The following is a 20,486-nucleotide window of genomic DNA, read 5'->3' on the forward strand; positions in this document are numbered from 1 at the left end:
CCATGTCGTAGCACGATGGGTCAATGGCGACTGAAACGTGTAAGTTTGCGCCCATGAAACATGCATACTGTAGCCACTCGATCATTATGCATAACAACAAAAGCCCACAAAGGATGTGCCGAGCCCACCCAATTTCGGCCAATTATGGATTTCTTACCACGAGGTACTGCGCCTCGATAACATTAACCAACAAATGGCCAGATCAAAACCATATTGGTCCATCCACTTAGGGCCCTTTTTGTCAGGGTTCCACAGCCAAAGAGTCAACTCCTCAACAAAACTTCCACTGTCGTAGTTGGCCGGGAAGCATCTACTGCGTAAAAGTTAGAAGACCGACTCAACAAGACATCACCAACTCATCTTTACGTCCGGTGAAGAACGTCCTCGGTCCTATAGCACCTGCACCTTTGGGCCGGAAGACGATAGAAATCAAAAAGACAGAGCAGCTACCAAGAGTGGGGGTAAAATTATTCCTGCGGGCTCGGGACGAAATGGTCTTCCAAGAGGACAGCGCCATCTATTTCTATGGGTTTTACAAAATCGCCAAGGATTCTCGCTTTAGTCAAAAATCCCGTATGAGCGACCATCCTGTGATCGGGTCGAAGAGCACTAGAGGAGTGGTACCACTCCCTCACAAAGACCTCAAGGGTCTCGCCTAAAAAGAAGCCATTGACGTTCAAGCTTGAGCGAAATTTCTCCAACTGGCCAACACTGGTTTGGTAGGCAAGTACAATTCCCCCCGGAACAAGCTTTCCATGGAGGTGTTCTAAGACGCGCCATGGTTCAGGAAGGTCCAAGACCACTCGATCAAACGGGCCATCCTCAATGGCGGTATATGCATCTGCTATCTTTACGGTGTATCTCGATAGCGCACTTGGTCCTAAGTAACTTTGAACATTATTCCAAGCCCTGTTGGCAAAGTCCTGTCGAATCTCATATCCAGTGACTATCGCGCCTGCATTCAACAGGGCCATCGATAAAGCACCAGAGCCCACGCCGCTCTCTAACACTCTTGAGCCTTGGCCGATGTCAGCCATCATCAAAATCTGCCCGAGATCCTTAGGATAGATAACTTGGGCACCTCTAGGCATTCCCGTAATAGCCTCAGCCATGGTGGGGCGAACGGCCCTAAAGGCTTTGCCCTTGGAGCTAAATAGGCGAAAGCCCGGTAGTTGACCGATAAGTTCATCATGAACGATTGAGCCATGATGCGTGCTCGACTTTTTGCCCTGACCCAAATCGATGAATTGGCTTCGCCGCCGCTCATCGATCAGAAGAACTCGCTCACCATCTCTAAATCTATATTCGTCGTTTTCTGGATTCACTGGAAATCAATTCTGCTAATTAAATTAAAAACTTGTCCGCTGAAGGCAATGGTTGGGATTAGAGGCTCGTGCACACCAAAGTCGTAACTCCTCAATCCAGTTGTCTCCGTAGTCTCCACCAAAAAGCTAACGGGATCAAGATCCCACTCAAAGGGCCACGAGAACGGAATCTAAAAAATTGACTGTTGAGGATTTGGTCTAGCGAGTTTTACTCTTATCGTCAGGCTAACGGGCCAACAATTGAGTAACGTCGTAAATCTATTTGACTTTGTAGCTTGTGATTTTGAGATTCTCACCGTCTTTAAGAACGATTCGAGCGTTGCCGCCACGTCCTCTTTTTTTAAGGCGATTATAAACCCATGCACCAATTACGAAATAGCGAACCAGTGGGGAATAACGCGCTAATCGGCCCTTTAAAAGACGATTGATTACGCGGGCGAGAGTTGCGCCTAAACCTTTTTTGACTACCTTAGATGCGGGTGATTTCAACGATTGTATTCCTCTTACGTCCTAAACGATAGCCTAGATAAAGTGCCACCACAAAGACACCAACACCAATTGCAGTCCCAATCGCAGGTAGTGCGGGCAATGCAGTCTTGCCTGCCTTCGTCAAACCCGACTCGAGTTCTTCGAACTTCGCTTTGATGTCTTCTCTAGTAATCTTGTCTTGTGCCACTCAATTCCCTTCGTAAGTTATTATCAACATAAGGTCATCAAACCAAACCTTGAATTCAAGAAATTTATTTAAGCAGTTCTTTGGCTGACGCCTTTCGCCGGGCCGCCTTCAGCGAAACCAGCGTAAGAGCAATACCAACTACAGCGATGATCAGATATGGGATCCAACTTAGATCACCTGTAAATGTTGAACCAGTTTGACTCTGGAGAAGTCGTAAAAATCCAAGTAGCAGTAGGATTACTCCGAGCACCAAAAGAAGCGATCCAGCCAATCCGAAGATTAGATAACGCCCTAGCTTTTTCGCGGGCCCTAAAGTCTCTTGCTTGACATATGCCAAAAGGGTCGCCCTCAAGTCCTCGAAGGGACTCTTGGTCTCAAAGATCTCTTTCAACGTCATTTATCGACCTATCTCTTCAAAAACTACCAACGTCTAATGACTCTCTTTGATCGAAGCTAGTTAGGGTCACAAGCCTATCGGATTCCCAGCATCTTCTCATAAAACTCAATCTGTTCGGCAACGAAGCCGCCTAATGTCTCTAGCCTATTTGATCCAAAGGGTTCCACAAGCAACTCATGGCGTTGGTCTTTATGTAATGGTGTCTTAGCGCACAAAGCCCATAGGCGCATCGTTGGATCAGTTGGCAACTCACTAGAGTCAAAGATATTTACCTTAGCACCCATCTCAATCGCTAATCGGATCGCATGCTTTAGATAATTCTCTAATTCCCCTAGTCGCACTAGGTCAGGCAAGTCCATATCATTGGCACTTCTAATCAAGGCAACCGGATACGGATCGTCAGGCAACCAGTTCTTAACGGAGATTCGCTCGTCTCCCACCACCTCTACAATTCGGTCTCCAGTTGTTAGGAGTCCTGACGAAACGATACGGACCCTCGTTGCATAAAAAGGAGACTCCTCCTGAAGCGGAATAGTAACCTTGTCATTGTCGGTGTCAGCTATCACAAAGCAGCCATCATTACGATCACAGTCTCGAATCAGTTGGTGGTACCGGGGTTCAAAGACCCTAATAGTCAAGCTTTCACCTGGAAATAAGATCAGTGGAATTATAAAGACACCGCTTGGAGTATCGAAAATCATCTATGAGCCCTTCGAGAGATCGACGCCTTTATCAAGTCCATCAACGAAGCCTACGCTCTATCCCTCTCGAGGACGCAAGAAATAAGTAGAGCGAGCAGTCGCAACGAATCGATCAGCGTCGTCATAAACATCCGCGCTTACAAATAGTACTCGCTCACCGCCGGAAATCACTTTCGCGGTGCAGATCAAACGACTGCCGACCTTTGCAGGACGCAAAAACGAAACACTCAAATCGGTATTTGAGGTATAGACCTTTCGCCCAGCAAAGGTGACTGTGGCTGCGCCCATGGCCGAATCGATAAATGCAGCTATGAAACCGCCCTGAATTACGCCCGCCGGATTCGAAAATCTCTCATGTGCAATCATCTGCCAAATGGAGACTCCAGGTGTCGCCTTATCGAGGCACTCCATCCCTAGAGTAAGATCACAGGGAGGAGGGATCTGTATCTTTGGACGCTCTTGGCGTTGCACCACTCAAAACCCCTTAAAACTCGATGAGATAACTCAAACCATTCATAACCTTAGCGGAAGTTGAGGATCAAAAAGATGCAATTATCCTCGAGGAAAAAGGTTCGCGCGCCACTAAAAGATCAAAAATAGCCAGAATCTAACGACGTCGAAAAATAGTTGAAATCTTTTTTGAAAAAAGTCAAGGTTATTTTGAAGAATTGTTCCCTGACTGGAAATAATTTCAATAACATTTTGTTTAGTAATCATCGTTATAAATTCAATGACAACTAATCTGGCCTAATGCACCTTTTCCTGAAATCACTTTTAGTGGCCTTTTTGGTAACCCAAGTCGCTATCTTCTGCACCACCGTCTTTTTGCATCGCGCTGCGTCTCATAGAGCCCTTAAGCTTTCCAAGCCACTCACCTACATCTTTCGAACCATAATATGGCTGACAACTGGAATCAAGCCACGTCAATGGGTCGCCGTCCACCGGGTTCATCACGCCTACACCGACGTTCCGGGAGATCCACATTCACCAATTGTCGAAGGCTTCGCAGCAATTCAATTTGGTAACGTCTACTTTTATCGCAGGACTATTCGAATTCCTGGGTTAGTGGAACGTTACGCCAAGGACCTAGCGCCAGACAAGATGGACAAGATCGTCTACGATCGATCGCTCCTAGGACTCGGTATAGGCATAGTCATTTTGTGGTTAACCTTCGGTTGGGAACTAGCCCTCATAACGTCGGTACTGCATACAGCGATGTATCTACTTCTATCCGGCGCTATAAACGCAATTGGTCACACCTATGGCCGTAGACCATACGACAATTTGGCAACAAACAACAACTGGCTTGCGCTTTTGACAGCAGGCGAAGGTCTCCATAACAACCATCACGCTGCGCCAACGTCTGCGAAGCTAGCTCTTGGCAAACGCCAAATCGATCCATCCTGGCCCTTTATCAAAGTTATGGTTGCATTGGGACAAGCCACAATACGCCATAGCGAGCCGAAATTTGTAAATCCCAAGCGAATTACCAAGGAAACCATCGCCTAGGCAACCTGTAACCGCCTGCTTTTTTGGCAGTGGCTAAAATATGACAAACCCGAACTTTACAATCTCCCAATGCAAATGGCTGCACTGGGAGATTTTGATTGATATTGATTACCTAAATATAGGCACTGCGACCTAAGATTTTCACTATCATCTATCGATTGTGCAAAATGCAACATATCTGTGAGGAGCCGAATAAGTGATGACAGAGATCGCCCCAGAACGTAATCCCCACCTAGCTAAAATTCTAGAATTTGGCACATCTCCGTGGATCGACAACATTACAAGAGATTGGTTTGTAAATGGAAAACTTTCCGAGCTAATAGCTCTTGGGGTCGTCGGTCTCACCTCAAACCCTTCCATCTTTTCCAATGCGATCTCCTCCACTGATATCTACGATAAGGACATTGCAGCTTTTGCATCAAAGGGTCTCAACTCCTCTCAGATCGCCTTCGAACTAGCAAAATATGATGTATCGGCCGCAGCACGACTTATGGCACAAATCTACGAATCCTCCAACAAACAAGACGGTTGGGTCTCCCTAGAGGTCGATCCAGACCTCGCATTCGATTCACCAGGAACTCTCGCCGCAGCAAAGGCGCTTCATCAAGAACTCCATATTGATAATGCAATAAAGAACATCATGATCAAAATTCCAGCCACCAAAGAGGGGCTTGGGCCCATCGAAGATGCCCTTGCATCTGGAATTAGCGTGAATGTTACTCTAATATTTTCCCTAGAACGATATCGCGAGGTCTATCGCGCCTTCCTTCGAGGCGCCTCTCGTTTTGCACAAGATGGTGGCGACCTAACTACCCTAAAGAGCGTCGCATCATTTTTTGTGTCGCGCTTGGACTCAGCAATCGACCCGCTGCTGGTTCAAAGGGGTCGCCCAGATCTAGTTGGAACCGTTGCCTTAGCTCAATCCAAGATGGCCTATCAAGCGTTCTTAGAGTTTCAAAACGAAAGCGAATCCCAAGAGCTACTTGCCAAGGGGCTGTCGCCACAACGTCCTCTTTTCGCCTCGACATCAACTAAGAATCCCGACTTTCCTGACTTGTTGTATGTTGAAAACCTCATTGGCCCTAACTCTGTCAACACAATGCCACTGGGAACCCTGGAAGCACTTGTAGATCATGGCAATCCTAGGAAAGAGTCCGTGCTCGAAGATATTGAAGGTGCAATAGAACTACTTTCATCAACACTATCTTCTTTAGACATTGACCTTGTCGAGGTCACTCAAGAGTTAGAACGCCAAGGTGTATCCTCATTTTCCAAAGCTTGGCATGCACTTCTTGAAGAGATTGAAAAAAAGATAGCAAACTTCTAACAAAATCAATCATCTCTGCAAAATTTACTACATGACACCTAGAGAGGCATCACTTGACGGAAATATATACCAAGTGATGCCTTTGCGTTGAGGCTTATGCCAACCTCACCAAAAATAAATTCACACCGGAGCAAAAAGCTATATGTCCTAGCCAAACTTTCCAAAATTCAACCCATTCTCCCAGCTAGTAGCCTTAAGGTCTAATGTTGGGACACTACTAATGCGTCGCAATCGTCTTGATTGGATAATACTCTTTGGTTAATGCCCCATGCCACAATCGCTATAGCCCTCAAGGATCTCCTCTAAAAAGGAGATCCTTGAGGGCTAAGTTCCGCTATTTATCTTTAGCAGTGCAGCGAGATTGTCATCTCCTTGTAGCAGGTATACGACCTCTTTGATTTATATCACACGACGAAGTAAGGTCTGGATTCAACAAACCAAATTAGCTTTCTTGCTCAGCCAACGGTAATTGCATCTATTGGCTCATTTAACTTCTTAGGTGGCAATGAGCCATAGAATGCAGCATCACCGAAGGAGAAGACCCCTCCATCACTAGCTACCAACCAGTAGCCCTTGCCATCTGGGGTTGAAGCAATTCCTACTATTGGCTTGTTGAGTGTCTTAGGTGGCAATGAGCCATAGAAGACAGCATCACCAAAGCTAAAGACCCCTCCATCACTAGCTACCAACCAGTAGCCCTTGCCATCTGGGGTTGAAGCAATTCCTACTATTGGCTTGTTGAGTGTCTTAGGTGGCAATGAGCCATAGAAGACAGCATCACCAAAGCTAAAGACCCCTCCATCACTAGCTACCAACCAGTAGCCCTTGCCATCTGGGGTTGAAGCAATTCCTACTATTGGCTTGTTGAGTGTCTTAGGTGGCAATGAGCCATAGAAGACAGCATCACCAAAGCTAAAGACCCCTCCATCACTAGCTACCAACCAGTAGCCTTTGCCATCTGGGGTTGAAGCAATTCCTACTATTGGTTGATTTAGGTTTTTATTGGCTAGAGATCCATAGAAGGTTGCACTTCCATAGCTAAATACTCCACCATCACTAGCTACCAACCAGTAGCCCTTGCCATCTAGGGTTGAAGCAATTCCTACTATTGGTTGATTTAGGTTTTTATTGGCTAGAGAGCCATAGAAGGTTGCACTTCCATAGCTAAATACTCCACCGTCTTTTGCAACTACGTAATATCCAGGCTTTGTGGTGGTAGATGGATTTTGAGTTGATGGACTTTGATTAGTTGTAAGTGTTGTTATAGATACCTCGTTAGAAGGTAACGAACTACCTGAGGTGTTAGTTGCTTCTATATAGAAATAATAGGTAGTAGATGGATTGAGGTTTGTAACTGTACAGCTTGTTGAACTAGCAGTTAAAGGTGTTGTACAGCTAATAGGTGTAGTTGATTCTTTTCCACTTGTTGTTCCTTCAAAGATGTTGTAGCCAGTAGCTGGTAGATAGCTTTGGTTAGTAGATTGGCTCCAGCTAAGTGTTATAGATGTTGGTGAAATAGGTGTTGGATTGTTTAGTTGTGGGGGTGCTGGGTATGGAAAAGTAGTGGTGATTACTCGAGGAGTTTGTTGGACAGAGCCAGCATTGCAATATGGACCAGTAGCGCTTATACCTCTTTGGTCTGTTGTTGGACAAAGGGTGATGCTCGGTCCATTAGTACCAATAGTTACAGCTGTTTTAGTAGGTATCAGCCCTATTGCTGGGTTGCCTGGCTCAGGCAGGATTGTTTGTGTTGGACCACCGTTGTTTTGAAGGGGACCGAGATTTTCAGACGCGATCGAAACAATACTTGTAGATTTATTAGCAGTAGGTGAGCTTGGAAAACCACAGGTGTTATCGTCTGCGACGATGTAGCCAAGGTCAGTAATGGTGGTACCGTACCCGCCACACTCACCGCCAGATGGGGCACCACCTTTAGTTGCGAGTAGGTCGGCGGCGAGGTATGTCGCGGCATCGCCGCTAAAGATTGCAGCGGCGTCCGCAGAAATGTTGTTGAAAAAGGTGGAGTTGGTAACGGTGAGCGTACCACCATTACCGTAGATGCCCCCGCCTTGGTCGCCTTGGCCGCCCGCAATGTTGTTGAAAAAGGTGGAGTTGGCAACGGTGAGCGTCCCACTATAGAAGATGCCTCCGCCTTGGCCTCCGTTTTGGCCGCCCGCAGTGTTGTTGAAAAAGGTGGAGTTGGTAACGGTGAGAGCGCCATCGTTGGCGATGGCTCCGCCTTGGCCGCCATAGCCACTAATGGCGCTGTTGTTAAAAAAAGTGGAGTTGGTAACGGTGAGCGTCCCACTGCTGAAGATGCCTCCGCCTTGGCCGCCTTGGCCGCCTTGGCCGCCCGTAACCGTTACTCCATTTAGGTTCACGAAGTTGCTGTTAATAGTTAGGACTGTACCTTTGCCTTGTCCATCAAGAGTTGGGTTTGTTACCCCAGGGGCAGGTTGTATCGTGACTGGTGTCGTCGCTGAGGTATTTGCTGTATTGAGGGTGAAGTTGCCTTCATAGGAGTTGGTGCTTGTTATTGAGCTACTTCCAGATGTTACGAGGTCAATTGTTCCACCAGCTCCAACATCACCAAGAGCTGTTGTAAGGTTGCATGCATCAGTTGCATCAGCACAGGTAGCTGAACCAATTGGCGTTGCTGCTGCATAGAGAACGCTTGCCAACTGTAGAGAACCAGCATCACAGTAGACCCCAGATACGGTTGCAAAACCACGCTGATCTGTTGTTGGACATAAGGATAACTTAGTATTATCAATAGTTACAGTTGCAGTAGGCGGTATCAGGCCGATCGCTGGGTTGGTGTGCCCGGGCAAGATTGTTAGTGTTGATCCGCCGTTATTTTGGAGGGAACTTAAGAGTCCTGGCGAAGAGGCTTTGTTAGTACTTGGTGGAAAATAGTCACTGGATTTATGTAGGCCACAGGTGTTATCGTCTGCGACGTTATAACCATAATCGATAAATCCACCCCCTGAGCACTCACCGCCAGTCGAGGGGGCCGAGGGAGTTGCCAGAAGATCAGCGGCGAGGTTTACCGTGCCAGATGCGTTGTAAATTCCGCTGCCGAGGCCAGAAGCGCCGCCGCCAAGGACACTGTTTCCACTGATGGTCGAATTGGAAATAGTGGTCGTGCCACCATTGTTGTAGATACCCCCACCGTCGCCGGAGAGACCGGGAGTGGTATTGGTACCAGCGTTGCCCGCCCCATTACCCGTAATCGTGGCATTCGAGATCGTGAAAGAACCGGAACTATGATAGTAAATACCACCGCCGTTACCGCCAGTGCCCGCAGAGGCGAAAGTGCCGTTACCACCAGTGCCAGCAGAGTTACCAGAAATAGTCGAGTCAGTAATTGTGAGAGAACCAGTACCGACATAGCTAATACCACCACCGTTACCGCCAGCGCCGCCAGAACTAAGTCCATTGCCACCATTGCCAGCAGAGTTACCAGAAATAGTCGAGTCAGTAATTGTGAGAGAACCGGAACCAGAATAATTAATACCACCACCGTTACCGCCACGGCCGCCGGGACCCTGAGTGCCATAGCTGCCGCTTGCTGCTTGTCCACCCGTAATCGTTACTCCAATCAAGTTGACGTATACGTTGGTGTTGATTGTTAGGACCGTACCGCTGTTATTTCCATAAAGTGTTGGGTTTGTTACCCCAGGAGCAGGTTGTATCGTGATTGGTGCGGTCAGTGAGGTACCGTTTGTATTGAGGGTGAAGTTGCCTTCATAGGAGTTGGTGCTCCCTGGCGTTACGAGGTCGATTGTTTCACCTGCGGTTACCTTGGTTAGTGCAGTTGCAAGGTCACATGCATCGTTTGCGTCAGCACAGTTGCCTATACCAGTTGAGCTTGCCGCTGCATAAAGGATTGTATTTGAGGAAGTGGTACCAGTAGAGGCACCACTTGGTGATATCGTTGAAAATCCAATAGCACCTACTAGACAGATAAGAGATAGGGCAATTCTCTTAAATGATCTACTTACGAATGAGATGACACCGAAAGTAGATCTTGCAAAAGATACCTTCTTTGAATTTGAATAACCGCTAAATGGCTTTCTGTGCGATTTAGGAAGTTTTGACATAAAAGTTGTGACCCATCTCATTATCCTTGCGTTTACCTGTGCTTACTTGTTTGATTCAATTATGCAACATTTAAACTAACATTCTATGTGTAACTATACCGCATAATCAAACACAAAGAGTGACTTTAAAGCAAGCAATCTCAATCAACTGGGAAATTAGTTAGCAAGAAGAGATAAATAGTACCTTTGGTGACGGTAAGCGTGAGAATGGCTAAATCGTTGCTCTGTTCTTCCATTGGTGGTTTCTAGCACCAGTGTCGCCTAAATCTAATTAATTTCGATTTCTCGTGGATCGACTTACCTGGTTGAAAATTTCTTTTAGTTGGTGATCACAAGTCAGCAACTTGGAAACGCTAGACCCCACTTAGCTCCAACGACAGCTACTGAGCCCTTCACCAATAGCCTTTTCTTGATCTTTAGAATGAAGCCCCTCATCGTCCGTTCAAGGTTTTCGTTCTACAGGGTTGATATTCCGTACAAAGCGATGCTAACTTCCTTGACGCTTGCGGTGTCAATGGCCGCTGAGAAATGCAAGTTAATTGCCGCGAACAATGCATACAGGGGGCCGTCGCTTTTGAATGTTTTACCACAGCTCGCGTTAAGCTAAAGCCCTCCTTTTTGGCCATTACGAGTAGATATTTCATACGGTTCTGCAATGGGCATTTCTTGGAGGGGAGAAACCATACAACTCGTTGGGCGCTCTAGCCGAATTCGCACCTTACAGGCCTCGGAGAGCTATGTAGAGTCGATCAGATGAAAGTTGTCGATGGCAGTTTGATTTTTAGCTAGGGTTGACATTTCGATGTGAGGGAATTGGAAAAAGATCTCTTTATTATTCCTCTTTAATTGGTAGAAATGATACTTGAGAGCATTGCGGCCACAGTTGGTGAAGCCGATCGTTTGGCAATTGCCCGGGTACTCAATCAGACGACTGCTAAACCTGCCATGTTCGCTTCACTCTACCGAGCGTTCAACCCATCCTGACGCAGTATCGATCGGTGCGCCTCCATTGGTGGGACGTCTGGTTATGGCTTTGAGAGAGGCAGGTATAGCAATTGGCGAACCCACATGTGTGGGATGTGGACGAACAAATCACAAGGCGACCTCGTCGCAGGAAGGCGGGGTGTGTGGTAATTATCGGCGTCGACAGCTGGCTACAACGTGTGTTTCGTGTGGGAAGATAAAGATCGTCCACAAACCTAATCAGCACGAACGGAACATTGCTCATCACCACTAGCAATGCTCCACAACTCAATAGCCCCAATGGCGGCGCTAAAGAGCTAGAAGTCTATCCAACCAAACAGGAGGCAGCTATTTGCGAACTCCACTGGCCCGCTACGTGACGATAGCGCGACGATTCTGTTATACATCTTCGATCTCCTAAGCCAAAAGCAATGAGAGATCGTCAATTAGTTGTCTGAATTGGCAGAGTTAAGTGTGGTCATTTGATTTAGTTGCCGACTTATCGTCGGCAACTAAATCAAATGACCACCACGGGTAAGTCGATCCACGGGAAACCTAAATTAACTAAATTTTGGCGGCACCAAGGTGCCAGAAAACCATTAATCTGGAACTGAGCAAATGTGCCAACTATTCTGACACTCACCGCTACCCAAAAAGATATCTACTCAATTCTTGGGATAGTAGACACCTCAGGTCGAACCAAGACGGTGATTGCTCAACTGTAGTGCCCAAATCTTGACACCAATATGGTCATAACCTGGGCTTTCATGGGGCGGTGCCCGAAACTAGAGCTAGCGATATCAGGTCTATCCAAGCGCGACGTCTCCAGCCATCAAACTTTCATTTAATTCCAGGATAAAACTTACATAAGGTCATCTTAAGGCCGATAACCAAAGGGATGAAGTGGTCCTAGTTGTTCTGAGTCTCAACAATAAAATCAGCTGAAAGGTCGGCATACAATATGTCTATCGACATAAATCACGGTCAAGCTTTCGATACTACTGAGCCAACCGTGGCAAATCAATCTTCGATTTCGCGATATGAACTAATGGATTCAATCGACCTTGCAGATCGCATAATTGACCTTATTGAAGGATCTTCTCATATCGCGATTGTAGCTCGCAACTTCGCCGATCGCCTTGATGTCACCTCGCATGATACCACGACTATAGCCACCTCGATAGAGGAGATGTCAGCCACTGCCAGGGAGATCTCACAGAACGCTCAGATCGCATCAGATGTAGCCGAAGCGTCCAAACAGCGCGCCGAAAACGGCTCGCAAGCGCTAACTCGCCTCTCTGGCCAGCTTCAAAATATGGAGAGCGCGGCCTCAGCAATCTTCCATTCGGTCGAAGAGTTCGTTTCCGAGACAAGAATAATTACTACGCTGACCGAAAGTGTCACCGATATTGCCGACCAAACCAACCTCTTGGCCCTAAATGCGGCTATCGAATCTGCTCGAGCGGGGGTGCATGGCAAAGGATTTGCTGTAGTGGCGGAACAGGTTCGCTCCCTCGCAGATCGCACGCGAGAGATGGCTCGTCAAATCGCCGAAAGCGCAACAGTTATAAACTCGAAGTCAGAGGCGGTTCGAAGTCTATCCTTACAAGGACAGGAACTTGCAAGCACGAGCTCCGCTTACATCAATGAAGCCATTGGAGTTCTCGCAGAGGCAGAAAATGCCTCAATCGAGGCCAAAGAGAGAATCTTGCAGATTGCCATTGGAGCGGAAGAACAAAGCGTAACATCCTCAGAGATGGCACACAACGTATCAAATGTCGATAGCGAACTTCTAAATATAAAGTCGAACTTCTCTACGATTACCGATGGCGTTATGAGGCTCACTGAATCCGGCCATAAAGCGGTTTCAGACGTTACATCAAATGGCCACAGCGCGCAGCTAATTTCAGCGACCAAAGCTGACCATCTACTTCTAATACAATCAGTCATCTCGGCAGCCTACAGTAGTGATCTTCGAACGCGCTCGGAGTTCAAACTCGCAGACGAACACCATTGCCGCTTAGGTATATGGATCGATAATGTCGGCTTCGAAGAGTTCTTCGACAGCGTCGCATTTGCCCAATTGCTTCAAGTACACCCAGAGATTCACAACAGTGCCAAGAAGCTCTTGGCAAGCGCGGTCGATAACGATCGCGATCGAATGGCCAGATACACAGTTGAACTACTCTCACACGTGCCAATAACACTTTCAAGTTTAGATGACATGAGATTTGAAATCCTAAAACTCGAATTCTAACGAGACCACCCGGAAAACAAAACGAGCTCGAGAATTGGACGACTCGAGCTCGAAGAGCCTTTGGTCACGCTAAAAAATTGACCATTTAATCGATAAAAAAGGTCCGTCTTTTTTCGTGTTTATATCTATTTAAAGGCAACTTAGCCATTGAAGCAAAGATCAACGACGGATAGTTACGACTTTGATAAATCGGTATCCATGAATGTTGCGCCAATGCCATTAGGGTATAAAAAGTCTTGAACGTTGGGGGCATTGCTCCCATCCCAAACAACGAAACGAGAGATTAATATGGCATTCGACCTCGCAACTCGTATCCTTGAAGGAGACAACACTATTTGGGGACCCAATAGTGTCGCCCCAAATCGCCTTGGTTGGATACATCTAATTGAACGCACACAGGAGTTCCTGGACGACTTACGCTCATGGAGCGAAAGTATCGATCAATCCAAAATTGTAGTACTAGGTATGGGTGGGTCTAGCCTTGGACCGCGCGTCTTCTACGACTTTACAAAGCGGACTAATAGTGCGATCCGAGAGATAGTGGTAATTGATTCAACAGACCCACGTGGCTTTGCTGACCTAGACATTACCGACGCAGCCTTCATCGTCTCATCTAAATCTGGAACGACAGTTGAATCAGAGGCTCTATTTCGTTTCTTTCGAGGTCGCCAGTCGAATCCAAAAAGATTTATCGCCATTACCGATCCGGGGTCACCACTAGAGGCAATGGCAACCGAACTAGGCTTTAGCAGAGTCTTTTCAACTCCACAAAACGTTGGCGGTCGATTCTCGGTCTTCAGCGAATTCGGCCTCGTGCCTGGCATATTGGCAGGCATCGATATAGTTGAACTCCTCAGCGCTGCCCAAAAGACTGACAGTGGCAAATATGTCGAACTCGGAGAGACTCTCGGTGCCAACGCTAATTCTGGAATACCATTCGTCTCTATCGAATATGAAAGCGACGACAAGCGCTCAATCGGTATGTGGACCGAACAGATCTTGGCCGAGAGCACTGGCAAGGAGGATAAGGGGCTAGTTCCTGTACCACACCGGTCAAAAGAAGGAACTTATCCAACCTCTAACTTGATAGTGGAGTGCAATAACGTACAAGAGTTGGGCCAACACCTATATGGAATGCAACTCGCTACCGCAGCAGCAGGATACAGCCTAGGTATCGATCCATTCAACGAACCAGACGTCGGCGTATCAAAAGAGATAACTCGCCGAGTTTTGGCTGGCGAAAAGTTCAACCCGACCCTAGAGGATCTCGAGTGTGACCAGGTGGAGAGCTATATCTCCGACCGTAGTGACGAGGGTAAATACTTCGCACTATCAGCCTATCAACCACTTGGGTTCGAGGACGAACTATACGCCTGGCGAGATGACCTAGCCAAAGCTATAGCTACCTCACCAATCACAGCAGGACTCGCACCTCGACATCTTCACTCCACTGGACAACTGCACAAAGGTGGGCCAAAGACGCTTGAACTGATCCAAGTCGTCTCAAAGGACTATGGGCCTAAGGTTACAATCCCAGATATGGATACCGACTTTGGAACTCTGATTAGAGCTCAGGCAGATGGCGATGCGATAGCTTGTCAAAATCGCGGTCAAAAGGTATCGCGACTCTATCTTTGAAGAACTTAACGACTGAAGCTCCAAGTCTTCTCGTAGAAGCCTGGAGCTTCAGTTCGATCTATGGTTTCCAATTGATAACTTACAAGATCGGAAAGCCATAACAGCCTGAACCAAATGCCGCACAAATAAGTCTCAATTGATCATTTGCACCTATAAAAGCTAATGACAAAACTAATACCAAGATAAAGATCCCAAAGGCGAAAATAAAATGGATAACTACCGATTCGAGGTCTCACCAGACGTTGGGGCCTCGCTCTCCAATCTCCTAGCACGACACATTGAAACTTCACCTGACCATCGAACCTCATTCTTTGCCACAGGTGGATCCCAGGCTACAATGTGGTACCCAACGATAGCATCGAAGTGGAATTCTATCATTTCGAAAAATGGCGCTCTTGATCTTTTCTTAGGTGATGAACGATTGGTTCCCCTAGAAAGCCCAGACTCAAACACTCGACTCATCAATGACCTCTTGATGGAAAAGGCTTCTGGCGCGGATATCACCTATTTCACACCTACCCTTGGCCAAGACACAGCTTCATTAATTGCGATCGAGCAACTTTGTGGGTCGTCAACACTGCTCGCAAATGAAGAGATCGAGCCATACCGAAAGTTTCTAGCTTCCCTAATAAATCGATATGACGAGCTTCTGGAAAAAACAGTTTCAAATCGATTCCTCCATCTTGGTCTAGGGCCAGATGGTCACATAGCCTCGATTTTTCCAAATAGAACTGACTTCAACATCAAAGGCAAGTTCTGCGAGATCGGTTATGACTTAGCTCAAGTCAACAAAAACCTACGCCTAAGCGTAACCATGGACTTTATCAACTCTTCAAAAACTGTTGTGCTATCTGTAACTGGCCGTGAAAAAGCTAAAGTTCTACGTAAGGTACTTGAAAATCCAAGCGACTACCCCGCAGGGAGCCTTGGGGCTTTGGATCTGATAATCCTAGTTGACGAGGATGCAGCTAGCGAATTCGATCTCTAGAGGGCGAATTTATCTTTCCCTTTGATCGCCAATACCCACTCACAAAGAGTAAAAGCAATCACCTTCGAGATCAATCGAAGTAGATCAATCGAAGTAGTAGTCCCCCCCCCAATCCCAATAATCTTCCATCTCTCGAACTATCAATGAGTTTTGGTCTCTCAGCCATCAAAGCGCATGGGGACCAAAACTCGATGACCAAATACGACGTCGCAAAATAAAAGAGGCGCTAACACCAAGCCAAAAACCAAACAAAACTCGCGCTCGCCGCCATAGTTTTGCTGAAATACGAACAACAAGACACCAAGTATTACAGGTCCGACCCCAGTCCCATCTCCCAGTCCCATCTTGGCGGTGCAAAAGTCGAGTGAACCTTCGAGGTCGCTACTAACAAAGATTCGGCTCTCCCAGTAGTATTCGGGTCAAGCAAATGAACTTTGGAGATATCAAATGTGGCGCAGTCTCCCAAGAATGACCCAGAACCAATTAATTTGACCTATTGTTAGAAATATGGGATCACAACTTTCTAATTTATCCACCACCCAACTGCTGGAGCGAGCAAAAAAGATACGAGATGAAACCTTTGGTGATTGCATAACATTCTCGCCAAAGGTCTTCATTCCGCTAACCCAACTTTGCAACGATAGTTGTGGATACTGCACCTTTGTAAAACGCCCGTCTCAATTAGAAAGCCCTTTTTTATCACCGGCTCAAGTAGAAGAGATCGTCCGCCAAGGCGTACAAGCAAACTGTCATGAAGCACTTTTCACCCTGGGAGAGCGACCTGAAGATAGGTGGATTCAAGCTCGTCAATGGCTAAATGACAATGGATACTCCTCGACCGTTGATTACATTCGGGATATCTCAAAAAAGACAATGACGACCTTCGGCCTCCTTCCACATGTAAACGCAGGTGCACTCTCCAAGAAAGAGCTAGAAGAGGTGGCCCCCTATTCTGCATCAGTTGGAATGATGCTCGAATCGATCCGAGGGGATTTAGATTGCCACAAGGGCGCCCCTGACAAGACGCCACAGCGTCGATTAGAGACCATAAAAAGTGCAGGCGAACTGGCGATTCCATTCACAACAGGACTGCTAGTTGGAATTGGCGACGATGAATCCGATCGCATCGAAGCCCTAGAGGCAATCGCCAAGCTCAACGACGAATACGGCCATATCCAAGAGGTAATAATTCAAAACTTTCTGCCCAAGGATCAGACCCGCCTATTTGCTATGGAAAAATGCGACGATGAAACCTTTCTGCGCAGCATCGCGCTGGCAAGAATAATCCTTCCTACCTCGATCCATCTCCAAGCACCTCCCAATCTTAGCGATAACATAAGAGCACTCATTGGCGCTGGGATAGACGACTTTGGTGGAATATCGCCAGTCACAATCGACCATGTGAATCCCGAACGTCCTTGGCCACACCTCGAAGTGCTTGCCAAAGAGGTCAGAAACGAAGGTTATGATCTAATTCCGCGCCTTCCAATATATCCTGAATTTGCCCGCGATGAAGAAAAGTGGCTACGGCCTGAGTCGCGCTTTTATGTAATGGACCACAGCGACTCGCTTGGTTATGGACGAGAAGACGACTGGGTCTCAGGCGGTGATACTCCCCCACCAGAGATCTTGGAGCCCATCTTGAAAAAGAGTGGACTCGCCCTATTTTCGCCAGATCCACATAACTCAAACCGAAACGAGATCGACGAGATAATTGATGGTATCTTGATTGGCCATGAGATAAATGAACATGAGATAGAGGTTCTATTTGGAGCTAGAGGCTCAAAAGTTCGTAAAATCGCAGCAGTCGCAGACGAACTTCGCGCTAAAAGCGTTGGCGACACTGTAACCTTCGTGAGAAATCGCAACATAAACTACACAAACATCTGCACCTTCAAATGTCGCTTTTGCGCCTTTTCCAAGGGCCCTCTCTCATTAAACCTAAGAGGAACGCCATATCTGTTGGACATGGATCAACTTGCCCAAAGGGTAGTAGAAGCAAGCGAGCTAGGAGCAACCGAGGTATGTCTCCAAGGCGGTATCCACCCTTCTTTTGATGGTAACTATTACATTGAGGTAGCCAAAACGGTTCGAAGTGCCGTTCCGGAGATGCATATTCACGGTTTTAGCGCCTTAGAGGTCCATGAAGGTGCACGTCGCCTTGGGATCGAACTCAGCGAATATCTTCAAATGTTAAAAGATGCCGGACTCAAGACACTACCTGGAACTGCTGCTGAGATCCTAGACGACGATATCAGAGCTAGGTTATGCCCGGACAAGATAAATACCCGCCAGTGGCTTGACGTGCATCGAGCAGCTCATGGTGTTGGTCTGCGCTCGAATATAACCATCATGTTTGGAACCTTCGAAAGACCAAAGTCATGGGCAAAACACTTTGTACTGACACGTGACCTTCAAAAAGAGACAGGCGGCTTTACCGAATTCGTACCTCTTCCATTCGTCCATATGGCGTCACCAATCTACCTTCAGCAAAAGGCGAGGCGTGGCCCAACTTTTAGGGAATCGCTGTTAATGCATAGTGTTGCTCGATTGGCATATCACGGCTGGATCGATAACATTCAGGCATCATGGGTAAAGATGGGTATCGAAGGGGCAAGGACACTCCTTCGATCAGGAGCCAATGACCTTGGCGGCACTCTGATGGAAGAAAACATCTCCAGAGCAGCCGGGGCTTCTCATGGACAACTCCTCGACCTTGAAGGCTTCAAAGAGATCGTCAACCCACTGGGGCGAAGATTAGCACAGCGAAGCACACTCTATAAGGAAATAGCGCAATTTAGCTAGGTTGGATTCGCATAGACTTATTGGCTAAGAACTTCCAAAAAACTTTTACGAGACGATTGAATACGACATTGACGCAAGATTCGCGATTTAAAAACTCCATGCACCAATCGACACTGCTCCACGATGAAATCGTGGCCCTTATTGATAAGTTAGGACCCAAAAAAAATCGCGATCTTATCTTTCAGCTTCTCAGCGTCTGTGTTAACTTCGCTGACGAAGAGACTGATCGTCTGGATATTAAGATTGCCTCAAGTGCTCTTGCAGAATTGAGTAATGCATTTTCAACCTTTAGGGCCTATCGCAATCAGCACAAATTGACGATCTTCGGTTCGGCTCGAACCACAAAGGACGACGCCGATTATCGCGCAGCCCATGATCTAGCTCAAGCAATGGTCGAAAATGGTTGGATGATAATTACCGGTGCTGGCCCCGGTATCATGGAAGCTGGAATCGAAGGAGCAGGACGTGAAAACTCCTTTGGAGTAAATATCAAGCTGCCCTTTGAGGGCGGGGCGAACCTATTTATCGCTCAAGACCCAAAACTCGTAGAGATGAAGTACTTCTTCACCCGAAAACTTATCTTCATGAAAGAGTCGCATGCCTTTTTAATCCTTCCAGGAGGATTTGGGACTCTAGACGAAGCATTCGAGCTTCTCACTCTCGTTCAAACGGGCAAGTCGCCTCTGGCACCGATTGTCTTTTATGAAGCCAAAGGCGGAAACTACTGGAACCATTGGCTCGACTACGTAAATAAGCAGCTCTTTGAGCGAGGAATGGTCTCGCCCCAAGATTCAGCCCTCTATCTCATCACCGACTCACACGAAAAGGCCGTTGATGAGATAGTCAGCTTTTATCGCAACTATCATTCGATGCGCTGGGTGGGAAACTTGCTTATTTTACGGATGAGGTCTGCCCCATCCAAGAGTGAAATGAAGGCCATTAATCGTGACTTTGGGCACATCTGCCAATCTGGGACCATAGAATCCATACCAATCACTGGAACGGAAAAAGGCGAAAAAGACGGCCTTGATCTGGCAAGAGTGGCACTTCGTTTTGACAAAAGCTCCCATGGCGAGTTGCGAAACTTAGTCAATGCTCTCAACGGTCTGTCAAGCCTAGAGATAAATCTTCCGATACAGACTAGGTGAAATCTTGTGTTGCTTGTGGGATGCCAGCTCCCGACGGATCATCTAGCTGTGCATACTGTGGGCAGTTCTATGACTCACCGAGTGCCTATGAACTTTCGCCATCACCTACGACCTTCCTTTGGAGAACAGCGACCACAACCCTCGCTGAGGCAAGGATAGAAGATGGCATATGGAGGATATCAGCCGGACCTGGTGCGAAACCTCAGATCTCGATGCTGGCCATTAGACGTGATAGCAAATATACAGTAGCACTTCTAGATAAGGATCTACAGCGGGTCTCAACCGTAATTGTTAGAATACCCGATCCATCGACAGGTGAATCATCTCGATTCCTAGCGGTTGTAAACGACGATGTAAAGACCTGCCTGGTAATTCATGGCGATGGTCCTACCGGATTCCATATAGTAAATCGCCAAGGTGACGTTGTAGGGCTGGCATCTCCCCGCCCGGGATTTCCTCTTTCGGGAATGGATGCGCTCCTAACTGGAACCCATTACGACTGGAAGCCCCTTGAATTCTTCGCCATCGTCTTTAGTCTGATGCTCGCCAAGATCTCAGCCAAAAAGTGTGACTTGACGGATATAGATCACCTTTGCCTTGACTCAGATGAGAACCTTGAGGGATCAGCCTCCGACGACAACTAGCAATG

At 47.1% G+C, this 20,486-nt stretch carries 15 protein-coding genes; 8 read left to right on the plus strand and 7 right to left on the minus strand.

What is annotated here, in order from left to right; all coding sequences use genetic code 11:
• Positions 1 to 467: 467 nt before the first annotated feature.
• The 6 genes from ACIDITHRIX25_RS77450 to ACIDITHRIX25_RS77475 all read right to left on the minus strand — a co-directional run bounded on the left by ACIDITHRIX25_RS77450 (position 468) and on the right by ACIDITHRIX25_RS77475 (position 3,573).
• Positions 468 to 1,325 (minus strand): tRNA (adenine-N1)-methyltransferase, encoded by an 858-nt coding sequence (locus tag ACIDITHRIX25_RS77450; RefSeq protein WP_201733126.1) that lies wholly within the window; start codon positions 1,323 to 1,325, stop codon positions 468 to 470.
• Positions 1,326 to 1,583: 258 nt separating this feature from the next.
• On the minus strand, positions 1,584 to 1,814 hold the full coding sequence (locus tag ACIDITHRIX25_RS77455) for a hypothetical protein (protein WP_052606884.1): 231 nt from the start codon (positions 1,812 to 1,814) through the stop codon (positions 1,584 to 1,586).
• A complete protein-coding gene (locus ACIDITHRIX25_RS77460; protein ID WP_201733127.1) occupies positions 1,795 to 2,001 on the minus strand; it encodes a hypothetical protein in 207 nt (68 codons plus the stop codon). Before ACIDITHRIX25_RS77460 ends, ACIDITHRIX25_RS77455 begins: the two co-directional genes overlap by 20 nt.
• A gap of 64 nt (positions 2,002 to 2,065) precedes the next feature.
• Positions 2,066 to 2,398 carry a phage holin family protein gene (locus ACIDITHRIX25_RS77465; RefSeq protein WP_052606886.1) on the minus strand — a complete coding sequence of 111 codons (333 nt, stop codon included), beginning with the start codon at positions 2,396 to 2,398 and terminating at the stop codon, positions 2,066 to 2,068.
• Positions 2,399 to 2,472: 74 nt separating this feature from the next.
• The gene (locus ACIDITHRIX25_RS77470; protein ID WP_052606887.1) at positions 2,473 to 3,099 is read right to left on the minus strand and encodes an LON peptidase substrate-binding domain-containing protein; all 627 of its coding nucleotides are present in this window, start codon (positions 3,097 to 3,099) and stop codon (positions 2,473 to 2,475) included.
• 57 nt (positions 3,100 to 3,156) lie between these two features.
• A complete protein-coding gene (locus tag ACIDITHRIX25_RS77475; RefSeq protein WP_052606888.1) occupies positions 3,157 to 3,573 on the minus strand; it encodes a PaaI family thioesterase in 417 nt (138 codons plus the stop codon).
• Between the two features lie 312 nt (positions 3,574 to 3,885).
• Here ACIDITHRIX25_RS77475 and ACIDITHRIX25_RS77480 point away from each other — a divergent pair, with 312 nt between their 5' ends.
• Positions 3,886 to 4,608: a fatty acid desaturase gene (locus ACIDITHRIX25_RS77480; RefSeq protein WP_213333443.1), complete on the plus strand. Its 723-nt coding sequence runs from the start codon at positions 3,886 to 3,888 to the stop codon at positions 4,606 to 4,608.
• A 199-nt stretch (positions 4,609 to 4,807) separates the two neighbouring features.
• Complete coding sequence (tal, locus tag ACIDITHRIX25_RS77485; RefSeq protein ID WP_052606890.1) at positions 4,808 to 5,935, plus strand: transaldolase; 1,128 nt, start codon at positions 4,808 to 4,810, stop codon at positions 5,933 to 5,935.
• A gap of 455 nt (positions 5,936 to 6,390) precedes the next feature.
• Here the strand turns inward: tal and ACIDITHRIX25_RS77490 are convergent, their stop codons facing one another.
• Positions 6,391 to 10,038: a beta strand repeat-containing protein gene (locus ACIDITHRIX25_RS77490; RefSeq protein ID WP_201733129.1), complete on the minus strand. Its 3,648-nt coding sequence runs from the start codon at positions 10,036 to 10,038 to the stop codon at positions 6,391 to 6,393.
• A gap of 1,924 nt (positions 10,039 to 11,962) precedes the next feature.
• Between ACIDITHRIX25_RS77490 and ACIDITHRIX25_RS77495 the strand changes: the two genes are divergently transcribed.
• From ACIDITHRIX25_RS77495 to ACIDITHRIX25_RS77520, 6 genes are all read left to right on the plus strand, one after another.
• Positions 11,963 to 13,258 carry a methyl-accepting chemotaxis protein gene (locus ACIDITHRIX25_RS77495; protein ID WP_201733130.1) on the plus strand — a complete coding sequence of 432 codons (1,296 nt, stop codon included), beginning with the start codon at positions 11,963 to 11,965 and terminating at the stop codon, positions 13,256 to 13,258.
• A 288-nt stretch (positions 13,259 to 13,546) separates the two neighbouring features.
• Positions 13,547 to 14,896, plus strand: a complete 1,350-nt coding sequence (locus tag ACIDITHRIX25_RS77500; RefSeq protein ID WP_201733131.1) for a phosphoglucose isomerase-related protein — start codon at positions 13,547 to 13,549, stop codon at positions 14,894 to 14,896.
• Between the two features lie 208 nt (positions 14,897 to 15,104).
• On the plus strand, positions 15,105 to 15,884 hold the full coding sequence (locus tag ACIDITHRIX25_RS77505; RefSeq protein WP_201733132.1) for a 6-phosphogluconolactonase: 780 nt from the start codon (positions 15,105 to 15,107) through the stop codon (positions 15,882 to 15,884).
• A gap of 507 nt (positions 15,885 to 16,391) precedes the next feature.
• Positions 16,392 to 18,689, plus strand: coding sequence for a 5-amino-6-(D-ribitylamino)uracil--L-tyrosine 4-hydroxyphenyl transferase CofH (cofH, locus tag ACIDITHRIX25_RS77510; protein WP_052605221.1), 2,298 nt, complete (start codon positions 16,392 to 16,394; stop codon positions 18,687 to 18,689).
• A 56-nt stretch (positions 18,690 to 18,745) separates the two neighbouring features.
• Entirely contained in the window at positions 18,746 to 19,837 is a 1,092-nt protein-coding gene (locus ACIDITHRIX25_RS77515; protein WP_201733133.1) for an LOG family protein, read from the plus strand.
• Positions 19,838 to 19,857: 20 nt separating this feature from the next.
• A complete protein-coding gene (locus ACIDITHRIX25_RS77520) occupies positions 19,858 to 20,481 on the plus strand; it encodes a hypothetical protein (protein ID WP_201733134.1) in 624 nt (207 codons plus the stop codon).
• Positions 20,482 to 20,486 lie beyond the last annotated feature (5 nt).

It is taken from the genome of Acidithrix sp. C25 (assembly GCF_904848545.2).

Bases quoted from the DNA above. Each gene is read 5' to 3' on its own strand.
- ACIDITHRIX25_RS77505 (WP_201733132.1), top strand. From the start codon at position 15,105: ATGGATAACTACCGATTCGAGGTCTCACCAGACGTTGGGGCCTCGCTC.
- ACIDITHRIX25_RS77500 (WP_201733131.1), top strand. From the start codon at position 13,547: ATGGCATTCGACCTCGCAACTCGTATCCTTGAAGGAGACAACACTATT.
- ACIDITHRIX25_RS77465 (WP_052606886.1), bottom strand. From the start codon at position 2,398: ATGACGTTGAAAGAGATCTTTGAGACCAAGAGTCCCTTCGAGGACTTG.
- tal (WP_052606890.1), top strand. From the start codon at position 4,808: ATGACAGAGATCGCCCCAGAACGTAATCCCCACCTAGCTAAAATTCTA.
- ACIDITHRIX25_RS77490 (WP_201733129.1), bottom strand. From the start codon at position 10,038: ATGTCAAAACTTCCTAAATCGCACAGAAAGCCATTTAGCGGTTATTCA.
- cofH (WP_052605221.1), top strand. From the start codon at position 16,392: ATGGGATCACAACTTTCTAATTTATCCACCACCCAACTGCTGGAGCGA.
- ACIDITHRIX25_RS77470 (WP_052606887.1), bottom strand. From the start codon at position 3,099: ATGATTTTCGATACTCCAAGCGGTGTCTTTATAATTCCACTGATCTTA.
- ACIDITHRIX25_RS77495 (WP_201733130.1), top strand. From the start codon at position 11,963: ATGTCTATCGACATAAATCACGGTCAAGCTTTCGATACTACTGAGCCA.
- ACIDITHRIX25_RS77520 (WP_201733134.1), top strand. From the start codon at position 19,858: ATGCCAGCTCCCGACGGATCATCTAGCTGTGCATACTGTGGGCAGTTC.